This window comes from Amorphoplanes digitatis (assembly GCF_014205335.1).
GTDB lineage: Bacteria > Actinomycetota > Actinomycetes > Mycobacteriales > Micromonosporaceae > Actinoplanes > Actinoplanes digitatus.
This window is the reverse complement of record NZ_JACHNH010000001.1, coordinates 5,979,572-5,995,089: the sequence shown is the minus strand read 5'-3', so window position 1 is coordinate 5,995,089 and position 15,518 is coordinate 5,979,572. Positions and strand designations below refer to the sequence as shown.

Genomic DNA, 15,518 nt, shown 5'->3' with positions numbered 1-15,518 from the left:
CCCGCCATGGATTTCACCGTCGAGACCGCGACCGCCGCCGTCATCGAGAGCTTCCAGGGCGCCCCGGATCCCCGGCTGCGCGAGGTGCTGGAGAGCCTGAGCCGGCACCTGCACGACTTCGTCCGCGACATCGAGCCGACGATGGCGGAGTGGGAGGCCGCGATCGGCTTCCTCACCGCGGTCGGCAGGCAGTGCGACGACACCCGCCAGGAGTTCGTCCTGCTCTCCGACGTCCTGGGCGTCTCCATGCTGGTGGAGACGCTCAACGGCGCCGAGCAGGGCACCGAGAGCACCGTGCTCGGCCCGTTCCACATGACCGCCTCGCCGCGCCGCGAGCTGGGCGACACCATCGACCTGCTCGGCACCGGCCGCCCCTGCGTCGTCTCCGGCCGGGTGACGAGCGTCGACGGCACGCCGCTCGCCGGCGCCGAGCTCGACGTCTGGCAGTGCTCCGAGGACGGCTTCTACGACGTACAACAGCCCGGCGTGCAGCCACCGGGCAACGGCCGCGGCCTGTTCCACACCGGACCGGACGGCACGTACTGGTTCCGTACCGTGATCCCGTCGCACTATCCGATCCCCACGGACGGCCCGGTCGGCGACCTGCTCACCGCCACCGGCCGGCATCCGTACCGGCCGGCGCACATCCACTTCATCGCCGGCGCCGACGGCCACCGGCGGGTCACCACGCACGCGTTCGTCGGCGGCAGCCCCTATCTCGAATCCGACGCCGTCTTCGCCGTCAAGCGGGGCCTCATCGTCGACTTCACCGAGTCGCACGACCCGGCCGCCGCCGCCGGCTTCGGCGTAGACGCACCCTTCACCCACGCCACGTTCGACATCGTCCTGGCCCCCGCTACCGGGGCGTGACCGGTGCCCAGATCCGTATCGTGTGTGCGACGTCGAGGCTGGCGAGCAACTGTCCGTCGGGGCTGAATGCCAACGACCGCACCGGGTAGACGTGGCCGGTGAGGTTCGGGCCGGCGGGTAGGCCGGTGGCCGGGTCCCAGAGCCGGACTGTCTTGTCGTTGCCGGCGCTGGCAAGGACGCGCCCGTCCGGGCTGAACGCCACCGACCACACCCAGTCGGTGTGGCCGGTGAGGGGCTGGCCGGCGGGTAGGCCGGTGTCCGGGTCCCAGAGCCGGATTGTCTTGTCGTCGCTCCCGCTGGCGAGCAGCCGCCCGTCGGGGCTGAAGGCTATCGATCGCACCCAGTCGGTGTGGCCGGTGAGCGGCAGGCCGATGGCTTGGCCGGTTGCCGGATCCCACAGCCGCACGGTCCGGTCGGCGCCGCCGCTGGCGAGCAGGCGCCCGTCCGGGCTGAACGCGGCCGGCGCCACCCGGCCGGTATGGCCGGTGAGGGGTACACCGATGAGTTGGCCGGTGTCCGGGTCCCAGAGCCGGATGGTCTTGTCGTCGCTGCCGCTGGCGAGGAGCCGCCCGTCCGGGCTGAACGCCACCGATCGCACCCAGTCGGTGTGGCCGGTCAGGGGCTGGCCGATGGGCTGGCCGGTGGCCGGGTCCCAGAGCCGGACGGTCGTGTCGGCGCTGCCGCTGGCGAGCAGGCGCCCGTCCGGGCTGAACGCCGCCGACCACACCCGGCCGGTGTGGCCGGTGAGGGGATGCCCGGCGCGCCGGCCGGTGGCCGGGTCCCACAGCTGGAGGGTCTTGTCGCCGTTGGCGGTGGCGAGCACGCGCCCGTCCGGGCCGAACGGCACCGAAGCGCCACCGAGCACGAGGTTCCGCTTCCACCATCCGGCGGGTGCTCCCTGGATGGTCCTCAGGCAATGCCCTGGTGGGGGACCGGCGGGATCCGGTTCCTCCCGGGCTACCGGCTCGTCCAGGGCGGGGGCGGGGGCGGGGGCGGAAAGGGGAGCGGTGATGGAGAACAGGTGTGCGTTGTCGCCCCGTAGGTACAGCACGGGGGTGAGCCATTCGAGGGTGTGCCCGGCGGTGCCGAGGATACCGACCCGGCCGCTGTGCACGGCCTCGTCGACGCCGCGGCCGTGTGCGAGGGCGATGTAGAAGGCGCGGGAGAACGCGATCGCCGCGCGGTCGGTGACGGCGAACTGCATGGCCGCCACCGCGCGGATCCCGCTGCGTACGAGGCTGGCCGCGGTGCCGGAGAACAGATCATGAGCGCCGGACGTGGCCGAGGCGCACGAGTTCAGCACGACGAGCCGGGGCGTCGGCCGGGCCTCGCGCAGCAGGTCGGCGAAGCTGCCGGCCGAGACGCGGTTCACCCGCCCGTCGTGCCCGACCAGGGCGAGGATGCCCTCGGCGTCGTCGACGTCGAAGTCGCCGTGCCCGATGAAGTGCACGACGTGCCACCGCTCGGTGAGCAGGAGCTCCTGAATCGCCTCCCAGGTCGCGGCCGGTGCCCAGGTGAGCTCCACCGTGCCGGCGCCGATCGGCGCACGCAGCGCCGCCTCGAGCTGCTCACGTTCCCGGTCGACGTCGAGGGCGGCGAGCCCGCGCGGCGCCGAGACGATGCCCAGAATCCGCAGCGGCGCGGTCACCGACAGCGGGGTCAGCGCGCCGGGAACCGGCACCCGCCGCACGAGCGGCTCGCTGCGGCACAGGTATCCGCCGGCCTCGGCGTCGAACATCGCCTCCCACGGCAACGCCGCCAGCTCCGGCGGGTTGACCCGCAACACCACCCGCAGCGCCTCGCCGCGGTCCCGGGCCATGGCCAGGCTGGCCTGGTAGCGACCGGCCACGCCGGGCGAGGAGAACAGCGCCGCGAACAGCTCGGTACCCAGGTCCCGTACCGGCTTCTCCACCGAGGTCAGCCGGCCGCGGGTCGCCGCCGACGACGCCAGCAACGCGGCCTGTATCGGTTCGCGCTGGGCGAGCAGCGCCTCGACGTCCACGTCGAAGTCCGCCGCGGCCTCGCCCGCCGGCGAACGCACCACCTGCACGCCGTACGACCCGGACCCGGCCGCACGGTCGACGCTCAACTCGAAGACACTCATCCGCCGCATCCGCTCCACTCGATGCCCGACAGTATGGGCTCGGACGCCGCCGGCGACCATGTGGTCGCCACTACGACAGAGGAGCGAGCGCCGTCGGAGCTACGGCCGGCGCCCGCCGAACAGCCCGTGGAACCGCCTCCGGGGCGCCCGGGCGTGGTGCCTGGCGTCGGGCACCCGGTCGGTCATGAGGACGCCCCAGGTCAGCAGCGCCAGCGTCTCGGCATCGCCGCGATCGCGGGCCGCCGCCGGCCGGGCGTCGCCGTGCGGCCGCGCCCGGTCCTTCAGGGTGAGCCGCGCGATGGCCCGCATCCGGTACGCGACCGGATCGTCCGGATTCAGAGAGATTGACCGGTCGGCCGCGCTCACCGCGTCCCGTGACCGGCCCAGGCCGACGAGCGCGCCCGCCAGCCGGTGCCAGGCCCGGGCGTCGTCCGGATGCGCGCCGAGATGGTCGTCGAGCAGGGCCCGGCCCCGCGCGTACTGCCCGGACAGGACCAGCTCCTCGGCCTGGGCCACGAGGTCTTCGGTGATCTCCACACGGGCACAGTAGTGATCACCCCCAGCCGGCTCAACCGATGTGCCGCAGGACGGCGAGGACGCGGCGGTTGTCGCTGTCCGAGGGCGGCAGGCCGAGCTTCGCGAAGATGTTCGCCACGTGCTTCTCCACGACCCCAGGGGTGATGACCAGCGCCGCCGCGATCCCGGCGTTGGAGCGCCCCTCGGCCATCAGCGAGAGCACCTCGCGCTCCCGCGGGGTCAGCGACGCCACTCCGGCCGTGTCCTGCCCGGCCCGCAGGAGGTGGCCGACCACCTCCGGATCCAGCGCGGTGCCGCCGGACGCCACCCGGGTCAGCGCGTCCACGAAGTCGGCGACGTCGGCGACTCGGTCCTTGAGCAGGTATCCGACGCCGGCCGGGCGGTCGGCGAGCAGGCGGGTCGCGTAGCGGGTCTCCACGTACTGCGAGAACACCAGCACGCCGACGCCGGGGTGGTCGCGCCGGATGTCGATCGCGGCGCGCAGCCCCTCGTCGGTGTGCGTCGGTGGCATCCGGATGTCGATGACGGCCACGTCCGGTGCGGCGGCGGCGACCGCGGCGCGCAACTCCTCCGCGTCGGCCACCGCCGCGCACACCTCGAAACCGCGGTCGGTGAGCAGCCGGACCAGCCCCTCGCGCATCATCGCGGCGTCCTCCGCGATCACCACCCGCATTCCGTCGCCTCCGTTCACGCGTGTGTCGGCAGGTCGATCTCGACCCGGGTCGGTCCGCCGGCCGGGCTGTGCACCCGCATCCGGCCGTCCACGACGGCGATGCGGCGGGCCAGGCCGGACAGGCCGGGACCGTCCGGGTCCGCCCCGCCGACGCCGTCGTCGTCGGCGGTCAGCCTCAGGTGCTCGCCGGATCGGACCACGCCGAGCCCGATCCGGGTCGCCCGGCTGTGCTTGGCGGCGTTCGCGAGCAGTTCGGCGGCGCAGAAGTATGCGATGGTCTCGATCGCGGGCGCCGGGCGGTCGGGCAGTTCGACGTCGACCGCGACGGGGATGGCGCTGCCCGTCGCGAGCGTCGCCAGCGCGTCGCCGATGCCGTTGTCGAGGACCGGCGGGTGGATGCCGCGCACCAGGTCGCGCAGGTCGGCGAGGGCGTCCTTCGCGCCGCGGTGCGCGAGCGCGACCAGCTCGCGGGCCTGTGCGAGGTCGGGTGGCGGGCCGTCGGCGCCGAGCTTCTCGATCGCCATGCCGAGGTTCATTGCCAGGGTGGCCAGCCGGATCTGCGCGCCGTCGTGCAGGTCCCGCTCCAGCCGGCGCATCATCGTGGCCGCGTCGTCGATCGCGCGGGCCCGGGTGATCTGGAGTTCGCGTACCCGCTCGGCGAGCCGGCGCGGGCCGAGCAGCCGCCGCATCGCGGCCAGGTCCAGGGCCGTGCCGGCCCGCATCAACCACGGCGCGACGAGCAGCATGGCGAGGCCGGCCGCGGCGATGAGCAACGTTCCGGCGAACGTCCGCGCGCCGATGGTGCCGAACGGGGTCAGCGCCAGCACCGGATCGAGGCGCGTGCCGGGCGGGTGGTTGCGGAACAGCGGCCACCACACCGGGTAGGTGAGGTTGACCAGGCCGAACACGTAGCAGAACGCGCCGTAGCCCTCGGGGATGGCCAGCGGCACCTTGAGCAGGCCGTACCCGAGGGCGCGCCAGCCCGGCCCGTCGGAGACCACGGCGCCGATCCGCCTCGACGGCCGGGGCGGCGGGGCGTCGACGCGCACGCCGAGCAGCCGGTCCGCGAGGCGGCGCTGGGCGGCTCCCAGCGCGCGCCCGGCCGGGGCGGCCAGCACGACCAGGAGCGCGACGGTGAGCGGGAACAGGACCAGGAACAGCGGCGCGACGGCCGGTGCGGGCTCGCGGGACAGGGCTCCGGTCGCCCAGAGGATGAGGACGCCCAGGGCCGGGATGATCGCCGGGACGGCCAGGACCGCGGCCGCGCCGGCCACGCCGGCGACACAGAACACCGCCTGGCGCAGGGCCGAGGTGGTGAACGGTGCGCGCAGCGCGATCATCGCCCCATTGTCTATGAGCATTTTCAACCTGGCCTCGGGCCAGAGGTATCCGAGCCGTTGACCGCTGCCGGGAGCTGCCGCCCTGGCCACGTTGAAAAAGGCTCACTGGTCACGCGTCGCGATGGCGGAGCAGCACGCCGCCGAAGAGGATCACTACCGCCGCGTACCCGCACATCAGCAGCGCGCTGATCCAGCCGGAGAACAGCCCGGGTATGGGCGCGGTCACCGCGATCGAGTTGAGCAGCATCAGCAGCGGGACGAACCGGCCGACCTGGATCCCGCTCTCGCCGAACAGGCCGACCACGATCATCGGGACGAACGTCAGCGCGAACAGCGTGCCGATCGCGGCGCCCGAGTGCCGCACGATCGTCCCGATGCCGACCCCGATCAGCGCGGTGGCGCCCAGATATACGCCGGTCAGCACGACCGCGCGCAGGATGGCCGGATCACCGAGGTGCGCGGCCGGGATGGCGGTGCCGCGGATCGCGAGCTGCCCGCCGAGGTAGGCGGCGAGGCTCGCGACCAGGCCGACGGCGAGTGCCGCGCCGCCGCACACGGCGGCCTTCGCCAGCAGGACGGTCCGGCGCCGCGGTACGGCGGCGAACGTCGAGCGGATCATCCCGCTGCCGTATTCGCCGGTCACCGCGAGGACGCCGAGCGCGCCGAGGAGCAGCTGGGCCAGGATGGCGCCGCCGAGGCTGTTGTTCAGGATCTGGGCGGCGGTGGCGACCGGGGTGTGCGACCGGTAGCCGAGCCCGACCCCGGCCCCGGTCGCGGCCATCGCCGCCACCGCCGCGATCGCCAGCCACCAGGTCGACCGGAGGCTGCCCAGCTTGATCCGTTCCATCCGGGCCGCGTGCCGGAATCCGTACCCGTTCATGACGCTCCCATTCCGCGATAGTCGGTCTCCCGCGAGGTGAGCCGGAAGAACGCGTCCTCCAGGCTGTCGTCGCCGGCGGCGAGTTCGGCGACGGTCGTCTCGGCCAGCAGCCGGCCGCGGCCGATGACCACCAGCCGGTCGGCGGTCAGGGCCATCTCGGCGATCAGGTGGCTGGACACGAACACCGTCCGGCCCTCGGCGGCGAGCCCGCGCAGCAGGTCCCGGATCCACCGGATGCCCTCCGGGTCGAGTCCGTTGACCGGCTCGTCGAGCAGCAGGACGCCGGGGTCGCCGAGCAGGGCGACGGCGACGCCGAGCCGCTGGCGCATGCCGAGCGAATACGTGCCGGCGCGCCGCGTCGCCGCCTCGGACAGGCCGACGACGCGCAGCACCTGCTCGACCCGGGAACCGGGGATGTCGTTGCTCGCGGCCAGCGCGGTCAGGTGCGCGCGGGCGCTGCGGCCGGGATGGAACGCCCCGGCGTCGAGAAGCATGCCGACCGTCCTCAACGGCCAGTGCAGATCCGAATACCGGACGCCGTCGATCAGCGCCTCGCCGTGGTCCGGTGCGTCCAGGCCGAGGATCATCCGCATCGTCGTCGACTTGCCGGATCCGTTCGGGCCGAGGAAGCCGGTCACCGCACCCGGCTGCACCCGGACGCTCAGCCCGTCGACGGCGGCCCGGCCGCCGTAGCGTTTGGTCAGCTCACGTAGTTCGATCACACAGACGACGCTAGGCAGCGCCGCCGTCGCCGGTAAGCCGGGAACCATCCGACTCCGCCTGGGGGTTTTCCACCCCCTCGCGGCGCGGATCGACGGGTAAACCCTGAGCCGGGATCAGCCGAATCTGCGTAGCCGCACCCACTGCTGGGACCACGGTCCGCGGAGATCGCGGCAGAGCCAGATCGGCGTACCCTGCTCCTCGTTGTCGACGCCGTAGGCGTTGTCGACGCGGGCGGCGACGCTCGCCGACCCGCAGTACGGCGCCAGCGACTCGGCGGTCCAGCCGCCGACGAAGATCGCCGGCCCGGTGGCGGTGTCCGGCGGCGGTCCCCACCGCCAGAAGTTCAGGTGCCCGCTGTACGGCGCCGGCAGCTCGAACGCCGGCCCGTACCTGTCGATCGCGCCGGCCTCGCCGTAGTTCTGCGTGATGATCACCGTCGTCGCCCGCTCGGAGAGGGGCAGCGACGAGTAGACCCCGGCGACCGTGTCGACCAGCTCCGGCCAGCCGATGGTCTCCCCGGCGTCGTCGTTGATCGCCGCCTGGATGGTGTCCGGGTACCAGCGGACCGGGTAGACGGGCAGCGCGATCGCGACGGTCGTCACGGCGTTGACGGCGACCAAGGCGACAAGCAGCGCCCGGCGCAGCCCGAAGGACGCTCGCCGCGCCCAGCCGACGGCGGCGATCGCCCCGGCCGCCATCAGCGCCGGGAAGGCGCCGGCCGGGTAGTACTCCCGGCCGCCGGTCACCAGCACCAGGCCGAGCACCAGCAGGAACGCCAGACCGAGGAAGCGGTACGGCCGGGCCTGCGGGTTGCGCAGCAGCCGCCACAGGCCGGGTACCCAGATGAGGGCGAGCGGCGGGCTCATGATCAGGAACTGGGCCGGAACGAGCCCGATCCGCCCGCCGAAGTCCGCGTCCTCCCGGATGACGCCGGCCATCGTGAGCTGCGGCCAATCGTGGGTCGCCTGCCACCAGAGGTTCGGCGCCCAGATCGCGGCGGCCACCGCGGCGGCGATCCACAGCGCCGGCCGGCGCAGCAGCTCGCGCGGGCCGCTGATCAGGATCGCGCCGGCCAGGGCCGCGACGAACAGCAGCGGCAGGTTCTTGGCGAGCAGCCCCAGGCCGACCACCGGCCCGAGGGCCGGCAGCAGCCGGTCGTCGCGGGTACGGACCCAGCGGGTCACCAGCAGCGCGATCGCCGCCCAGCACAGGATGTCGAACGGTGTCGTGCTCAGCAGGTGACCGGAGACGAGGACGACGCCCGAGGTGGCCCAGAGGGTGGCGGCGAGCAGCTGCGCCCACCGGTCGCCGCCCAGTTCCCGGGTGAGCAGCCCGACCAGCAGCACGGTGGCCGCCACGGCCAGCGCGGTCGGCGACCGCAGCGCGACGAGCGAGCCGCCCGACAGGACGTCGGTCAGCCGGGCCAGCGCGGGCACCAGCGGCGGCTGGTCGTCGTAGCCCCAGGCGAGGTGGCGGCCGGCCACGACGTAGTAGAGCTCGTCGCGGTGGTAGCCGTACCGGCCGCTGAAGATCACCAGTAGTACCGCGGTGGCCGACGCGACGGCGCCGAGCGGCAGCCAGGCGATCGGCGGGCGGGCAGGGTCGTCGGTCCACTGCGGACTGCCGCTGCTCACGGGGGCACTGTAACAGCGATTCGTGGACTTTTGTCTTTGCTGAGGAAAGTTAATTCTGATGTGGACTATCTTTCGTTCGGTACCAGCGATACGGTGTGTCATCAGTTCGTAACACGCGTGAATCGGCGCCCTCACGCGCCGGCGCCTTCGGCAACGCCGGCACTTTTCCCTATGACGTAACCCGGCAGCGACCCACCGCGGGCCGCCGTTGGAAGGTGGAGAAGTCATGCCCGAGCCGCATCGAACGACCAGGAACGCACTCACCCGCCGCCGCCTGCTCGCCGCGTCGGCCGGCGCCGCCGCGGCGCTGGGCGCCGCCGGCTTCCCGGTCCTCCAGACCGGATCCCCGGCGATCAGCCGCGGCCGGCTGCGCGCCGAGCCGCTCGTACCCGCCCGGAACCGGGGCATCATCCTGTTCAGCGTCCGCGACCGGATCGGCGCGGCGCCCGACGACTCCGGGGTGCCCTACGGCTTCGAGCGGGTACTCGCCCGGCTCGCCGAGATCGGCTACAAGGAGATCGAGTTCGCCGGCTACAACCAGCACGCCTCCATCCTGGGCCGGCAGATCACGCCCGCCGAGATCCGGAAGATCCTTGACGACAACGGGCTGGTCGCCAACGGCACGCACACCCAGATCAACGCGGCGACCTTCGAGCAGCAGCTCGACATCGCCGAGACGCTGGGGATGAGGCATATCGGCACCGGCTCGGACCCGACCGGCAGCGCGTACCGGCCGGACTGGGACGCCGCGGCCGACCTCTGGAACGAGCTGGGCCGCACGGCCCGCAAGCGGGGTCTCAAGCTCTACACCCACAACCACGACGCCGCGTACGGGTTCCTGCTCGACGCCGGCCCGCTGGACGCCGCCGGCCGGCCCACCCGGTCGACCGGCACCCGGAAGCTCGAGTACTTCTTCACCAAGGCCGACCCCCGGTATGTCTTCTTCGAGATGGACATCTACTGGTCCTATGTGGCGCGGTTCAAGCACCAGACCTATGTGGACCAGTGGGGCAACTCCCGGACCGACCTGTTCGACCCGATCCTCACCGTGGTGCCGCGCACCGAACGGTTCCCGCTGTTCCACGCCAAGGACGGCGACCGGGCCGCCGCGCAGGCCAACGGGTACGTGATGACGCCGCTCGGCGAGGGCGACCTCAACTTCCAGCAGTTCTTCGAGGAGATCGGCGCGCAGAACTATCACCACGCGAACTGGGAGCAGGACACCGCCCCGGGCGGCGCGGCGAACCCGGGCCAGTCCCTGAGCTTCGCCGAGCTGAGCTACCGGAACATGTCCGAGCTGACCATCTACCGCCGCTGAGAGAGGCGGGACAACAATGCACCGACGACTGCTGGCCGTCTTCGCGACCGCCATCATCCTGATAAGTACGGAAAATGCGGCATACGCGCACCCGGGTCATGAACACCACGACGTGCTGGTGTTCACCGAGACCGCCGGCGAGCGCCACGACTCCATCGACAAGGGTGTCCGCACCATCCGCGACCTCGGCCGCCGGCACGGCTTCGGCGTGTCGGTCAGCGCCGACTCGGCGGCCTTCACCGCGGCCAACCTGGCCAGGTACGGCGCGGTCGTCTTCCTCAACACCACCGGCGAGGTCCTCGACGACGCCCAGCAGGCCGCGTTCGAGGCGTACGTGCAGGGCGGCGGCGGCTTCGTCGGCGTGCACGCCGCGGCCGAGACCGAGCCGGGCTGGACCTTCTACCGCGGTCTCCTCGGCGCCGCCGCGACCGGCGCGTCCGCGGTCAGCGCCGGCACCGTCACCATGACCGACCGGGTGCACCCCTCGACCGCCTCGGTGCCGCGCACGATCTCCCTCACCGAGCAGTGGTACACGTTCGACGCCGACGTCCGCGGCGTCTCGCACGTGCTGGCCACCACCGATCACCCGCTCTCCTGGTGCAAGGACTTCCAGGGCGGACGGTCCTGGTACACCGGCCTCGGGCACTCGACCGACACGTACGCGAACGGGTCCTTCAAGAAGCACCTGCTCGGCGGCATCCAATGGGCGTCCGGGCAGGTCGCCGGCGACTGCGGCGCCACCGTGCAGACCAACTACGAGAAGGTCACCCTCAACGACGAGCCGGGCGAGCCCATGACCCTCGCCGTGCTGCCCGACGGGCGGGTGCTGCACAACACCCGCGCCGGTGAGGTGCGGCTCTACGACCCCGCGACCGGCCTGAGCCCGGCCATCGCCGAGGTGCCCGTCTACGCACACGACGAGGACGGCCTGCAATCGGTGACCGTCGACCCGAACTTCGCACGCAACCGGTGGGTCTACCTCTATTACGCCCCCAGGCTGAACACGCCGGTCGACGACCCGGCCACGCCGACGGTCAACGAGGGCGACGCGCCGGTGACCAGCACCGACCCCACCGTCTGGGACAAGTTCAAGGGATACAACCAGCTCTCGCGGGTCAAGCTCGTCGAGACACCCGCGCCGCACCTCGACCTGGGCACCGAGCAGCAGATCCTTCGGGTACCCGTGGACCGCGGCAACTGCTGCCACGTCGGCGGCGAGGTCAAGTTCGACGGCAGGGGCCTGCTGTACCTGGTCACCGGCGACGACACCAACGCCGGCGGTTCGGACGGCTACACGCCCATCAACGAGTCGTCGACGCAGGGGCCGGCCTACGACGCGCAGCGCTCCGCGGCCAACACCAACGACCTGCGCGGCAAGGTGCTGCGCATCAAGGTTCGCGGCGACGGGAAGTACAGCATCCCGTCCGGCAACCTCTTCCGGCCCGGTAGACCCCTGACCCGGCCCGAGATCTTCCTGATGGGTGTGCGCAACCCGTTCCGCTTCGACGTGAGCAGGAGCGGTTTCGTGTACGTGGGTGACTACTCGCCCGACTCGCGGGTGCCCAGCGCGACCCGTGGCCCCGAGGGCACCGGCCGGTGGATCGCCACCGACAGGCCCGGCAACTACGGCTGGCCGTACTGCTACTCGCCGGAGCTTCCCTACGTCGACTTCGACTTCGTCACCCGTACATCCGGGGCGCCGTTCAACTGCGCGGCGCCGGTCAACGAGTCGCCGCGCAACACCGGGCTGCGCGAGCTTCCGGCGGTGCGTGACCCGCAGCTCGCGTACACGTTCAACGCCGTAACCCCGTGCCCGTCGGCGTACCTCGTGACCCCGCCGGTGGCGTGCGGCTTCGACTGGCCGGTGCTCGGCACCGGCGGCGTCGGGCCGATGGGCGGCCCGACGTACGACTACGACGCCCGCCTGCGCAACGAGATGAAATTCCCGGAGTACTACGACGACACCGTGGTCTTCGGCGAGTTCACCCGCAACCGGCTGTTCGCCTTCCGCACAGACGGCCGAGACCGGCTGCTCTCCATCGAGCCGCTGCTCACCGGATTCACCTGGGCCAACCCGATGGACATGGAGTTCGGCCCCGACGGCCAGCTCTACGTGCTCGAGTACGGCAACGGGTTCTTCCGCGCCAACCCGGAGGCGCAGCTGTCGACCGTGCGCTACGTCAAGGACGGCCGCTCGCCGGTGGCCCGGGCCTCGGCGACACCGACCTCCGGGCCGGCGCCGCTGACGGTCCAGTTCGCCAGCACCGGCACGGCCGATCCCGACCCCGGCGACACGATCTCGCTGGCCTGGGACTTCACCGGGGACGGCACCGTCGACTCCACGGCGGCCGACCCGTCGTACACCTACACCTCGAACGGCACGTACAGCGCGCGGCTGACGGTCACCGACAGCACCGGGCGTACGGCCGTGGCCACCCGCACCATCACCGTGGGCAACACCGCGCCGGTGGTCGAGGTCGTCACGCCGGCCAACGGGTCGTTCTTCGACTGGGGCGACACCATCGGCTTCACGGTCCGGGTCACCGACCCCGAGGACGGCACGGTCGACTGCTCCCGGGTCCAGGTGTCGCTGGTCATCGGCCATGACGAGCACGGGCACGGCATCAACTCGACGACCGGCTGCACCGGCACGCTGCCCAGCCCGGCGGACGGGGCCGACCACGCCGGCGGGTACCTGTTCCTGGGCGTCAGCGCCACCTACACCGATCTCGGCGGGCTCTCGGCGACCGGGCAGGCCACCGTGCAGACCTGGCGGCAACAGGTGGAGAACGCCCAGGTCAAGCGGGCCGTGGCGGTCGCGACCACGAACGACGCCGACGGCGGCGAGCACCTGACGGCCGTGGACAACGGCGACTACATCGCGCTCCGGCCGATCGACCTGGGCGGGACCGGTTCGCTGACCCTGCGGACCGCGGGCGGCTCGGCGGCCACGGCCGGTCAGCAGCGGGCGAGCGTCGAGGTCCGGCTCGGCTCGCCGACCGGCGAGCTGGTGACCACCCTGCCGGTGCTCGCGACCGCGGGCAACGCGTACTGGTCGAGCCAGACGTTCCCGGTCAGCGCGGCGGCCGGTCAGCAGGAGCTCTACTTCGTCTTCAGGTCCGTCACCGGTGGTCCCGCCAACAACCTGTTCAACCTGAACTGGGTCGAGTTCGGCGCGACACCCTGAAGCGGCGGGCGGGGCCGGCCGCCGAACCGGCCCCGCCCGTACCCGTCGATGGTCACCCGTACCGGGTAGGCCGAACCTCCGCTGTGCTTCCCCTCCGGCGCCAGCGATGCTGGCTGGGGCGGGCCCGGTGCCTGCCGCCGGAGGGGAGACCATGCCCAGCCTGCGCCTGCTCGCCGTCGTGCCGGTCCTGGCCGCCGGGCTGTCCGTTGGCGGCGACGACGCCGGCTACCGGCTCACGGCGGCCGACGATCCGGTCTTCCGGCTCGGCGCCGAGTCCCGCGCCGGGGACCCGGTCTGCGTCCGGTCGGGACCGGCGAGTGAGCCGGCGACCGACCGCTGGACCTACCGGGCGGTCTCCAGCCGGTCGTCCGGGCTGGTACTGACCGACCTCCGGCTCGGCCCGCGGCGGATGGCCGACGCGGCCGGAGTGGCCTATGTCAGGATCCGCACCGCCGACGGGACGCAGCACATCGCCTTCCTGACCCCGACGCCCCGGCCCCAGCCGGACGGCAGCGTGGCCAGCCGGTTGCGCGGCGCCGTCGACTGTTCCCCGGTCGAGGGCGACGAGGCGGTGACCGCCACCTACGCGGTGACGGTCGGCGGGGATGTCACGGTGCTCTTCGAGCAGCAGTACCGCTTCTCCAACGCGCTGGACGACCGGTGCGAGCCCACACTCAAGTCGAGATGCAAGCGCTTCTGGCCGACCACGCGCTGGGCGGCGTCGCCCGCCGACGGCAAGAAGATCCGGTCGGTGTCGGTGGTGCAGCGGTTCGCCTGGGACCCGGACGACGGCATCCTGCAGGGCAGCGGCGGGGGAGCGGAGCTGATCAGGGACGTCGTCAAGTTCCCCTCGGGGATCAAGGTGAAGTCGCTGAGCGACATCGACCTTGAACCGGACACCCTCAGCGGCGCCGGCGGTCATCTGCTTCGCGGCGGGGCGAGGAAGGTCATCGGCGGTGGTGAGGTGCCCGGTGCGGGCTGGGAGAACTACCACCAGAGCAGCCGGCACGGCGTCGGACTGCCGTCGCCGGTGAACGCCGGGTGCTCCGACTGCGTACACGTGCATTGGTCCTGGTTCTCCGATCCGCGACCGGTCGGGATTCCGCTGCCCAAGAATCCCTTGATCACCGGTACGAGCAAGGCGGCCGCTCGGTGGGTGGCGAACCGGGTCGCGTGCCGGTGCCCGTTCGACGACTTCTCGGACGGCAGGCCGCAGATCCCGGAGGGCTCCCGGCAGACCGCCTGCGTCGGCTGGACGACCGACGAACCGGCCGAGCCCGTCGACTGGTGCCGGCCCGTTTCTTCTTCGTACCGGCCCGGCGCCTGGCGACCCCGGACGAGGAGCCGGCCGGTGCGACGACCGCGACCATCGAACCGGTCTGGCCCGCCACGAAGCTGACCGGGGGTTTCCCGGCGGGCCGGTGGGCGCTGCCGATCCGGATCGCCCTGGATCGCGAGGGCGACCAGGGCCCCTACTACCTGCGCGTCAGGTCCCGCGGGCCGCAGCCGGTGAACGTCGAGACGCGCGACCCCGGCGACCCCGCCTGGGTGACGATCCTGAACGACACCATCGACGACAACGGCCGGTTCAGGCAGAGCCCGGACCGCCGGATCGTCGCACGCTACACCCAGCCGATGGCCGCGACCCTCCTGTTCGACCGCGAGCCGAAACCGGACGAGATGTCCTTCCGGTTGGACGCCGCGCCGGACGGGATTCCCGGCTACGTAGCCTCGGACGGCACCTGGACCGACCCGTCGACGGTCGGTGACGCCGCGGAGACGATCGACTGGCTCGCGATCGTCCGGCGCCATCTGACCGACTGCAGTTCGGACCAGGACACCTCCGAGGTGGCGCTGGCCGAGGACTTCCCGCCGCGCAGCCAGGACATCAACGGCGACGGCCAGGACGACGTCTTCGTCGGGGCGAAATGCCGCAGGTCGGCGTCCGCCGCGCTGCTCTACGCGTTCGACGGTGCCTCGGACAGCCGCGACCCCCGCCTGCTCGACGTGGTCGACGGCCGCGACCATCCGGTCTTCGACCTGGACGGCGCGACCCTCGGCACCACCAGCGACAAGGTCAAGGTCTACGCCACCAACCCGCGCGACGCCGACGGGGCGCTGCCGTACCGCGACATCGAGTTCACCCTGGAGTGGCACGACCGCCTGAGCCTGACCCGGATCGACGCCGAGGACTGCGACTGGCCGGTCTACTACTTCGGCCCCGACCACCCGGAGATCCTCTGCCACTGAGG

Annotated in this window: 12 protein-coding genes; 5 read left to right on the top strand and 7 right to left on the bottom strand. The window is 72.4% G+C overall.

Annotated features, from left to right (window positions below):
* Positions 1-6: 6 nt before the first annotated feature.
* Positions 7-870: a dioxygenase family protein gene (locus BJ971_RS26350; RefSeq protein ID WP_184995886.1), complete on the top strand. Its 864-nt coding sequence runs from the start codon at positions 7-9 to the stop codon at positions 868-870.
* Here BJ971_RS26350 and BJ971_RS26345 read toward each other — a convergent pair.
* The 7 genes from BJ971_RS26345 to BJ971_RS26315 all read right to left on the bottom strand — a co-directional run bounded on the left by BJ971_RS26345 (position 857) and on the right by BJ971_RS26315 (position 8,761).
* The gene (locus BJ971_RS26345) at positions 857-2,974 is read right to left on the bottom strand and encodes a CHAT domain-containing WD40 repeat protein (protein ID WP_184995885.1); all 2,118 of its coding nucleotides are present in this window, start codon (positions 2,972-2,974) and stop codon (positions 857-859) included. The genes BJ971_RS26350 and BJ971_RS26345 overlap by 14 nt on opposite strands.
* A 99-nt stretch (positions 2,975-3,073) precedes the next feature.
* Positions 3,074-3,511, bottom strand: coding sequence for a tetratricopeptide repeat protein (locus tag BJ971_RS26340; RefSeq protein ID WP_184995884.1), 438 nt, complete (start codon positions 3,509-3,511; stop codon positions 3,074-3,076).
* A 31-nt stretch (positions 3,512-3,542) separates the two neighbouring features.
* On the bottom strand, positions 3,543-4,184 hold the full coding sequence (locus tag BJ971_RS26335) for a response regulator transcription factor (RefSeq protein ID WP_184995883.1): 642 nt from the start codon (positions 4,182-4,184) through the stop codon (positions 3,543-3,545).
* A 14-nt stretch (positions 4,185-4,198) separates the two neighbouring features.
* Positions 4,199-5,524 carry a sensor histidine kinase gene (locus tag BJ971_RS26330; RefSeq protein ID WP_184995882.1) on the bottom strand — a complete coding sequence of 442 codons (1,326 nt, stop codon included), beginning with the start codon at positions 5,522-5,524 and terminating at the stop codon, positions 4,199-4,201.
* Positions 5,525-5,633: 109 nt separating this feature from the next.
* Positions 5,634-6,404 (bottom strand): ABC-2 transporter permease, encoded by a 771-nt coding sequence (locus BJ971_RS26325; RefSeq protein ID WP_184995881.1) that lies wholly within the window; start codon positions 6,402-6,404, stop codon positions 5,634-5,636.
* Complete coding sequence (locus BJ971_RS26320) at positions 6,401-7,126, bottom strand: ABC transporter ATP-binding protein (protein ID WP_184995880.1); 726 nt, start codon at positions 7,124-7,126, stop codon at positions 6,401-6,403. Before BJ971_RS26320 ends, BJ971_RS26325 begins: the two co-directional genes overlap by 4 nt.
* Positions 7,127-7,240: 114 nt before the next feature.
* Positions 7,241-8,761, bottom strand: a complete 1,521-nt coding sequence (locus tag BJ971_RS26315) for an ArnT family glycosyltransferase (protein ID WP_184995879.1) — start codon at positions 8,759-8,761, stop codon at positions 7,241-7,243.
* Positions 8,762-8,987: 226 nt separating this feature from the next.
* On the opposite strand from BJ971_RS26315, the gene BJ971_RS26310 reads away from it, so the two are divergent.
* The 4 genes from BJ971_RS26310 (at position 8,988) to BJ971_RS26295 (ending at position 15,516) form a co-directional block, all read left to right on the top strand.
* Complete coding sequence (locus BJ971_RS26310; RefSeq protein ID WP_184995878.1) at positions 8,988-10,079, top strand: sugar phosphate isomerase/epimerase family protein; 1,092 nt, start codon at positions 8,988-8,990, stop codon at positions 10,077-10,079.
* 16 nt (positions 10,080-10,095) lie between these two features.
* On the top strand, positions 10,096-13,266 hold the full coding sequence (locus BJ971_RS26305) for a ThuA domain-containing protein (RefSeq protein WP_184995877.1): 3,171 nt from the start codon (positions 10,096-10,098) through the stop codon (positions 13,264-13,266).
* A gap of 151 nt (positions 13,267-13,417) precedes the next feature.
* A complete protein-coding gene (locus BJ971_RS26300; RefSeq protein WP_184995876.1) occupies positions 13,418-14,665 on the top strand; it encodes a hypothetical protein in 1,248 nt (415 codons plus the stop codon).
* A complete protein-coding gene (locus BJ971_RS26295) occupies positions 14,554-15,516 on the top strand; it encodes a hypothetical protein (protein WP_184995875.1) in 963 nt (320 codons plus the stop codon). Before BJ971_RS26300 ends, BJ971_RS26295 begins: the two co-directional genes overlap by 112 nt.
* The last annotated feature ends 2 nt before the right edge of the window (positions 15,517-15,518 follow it).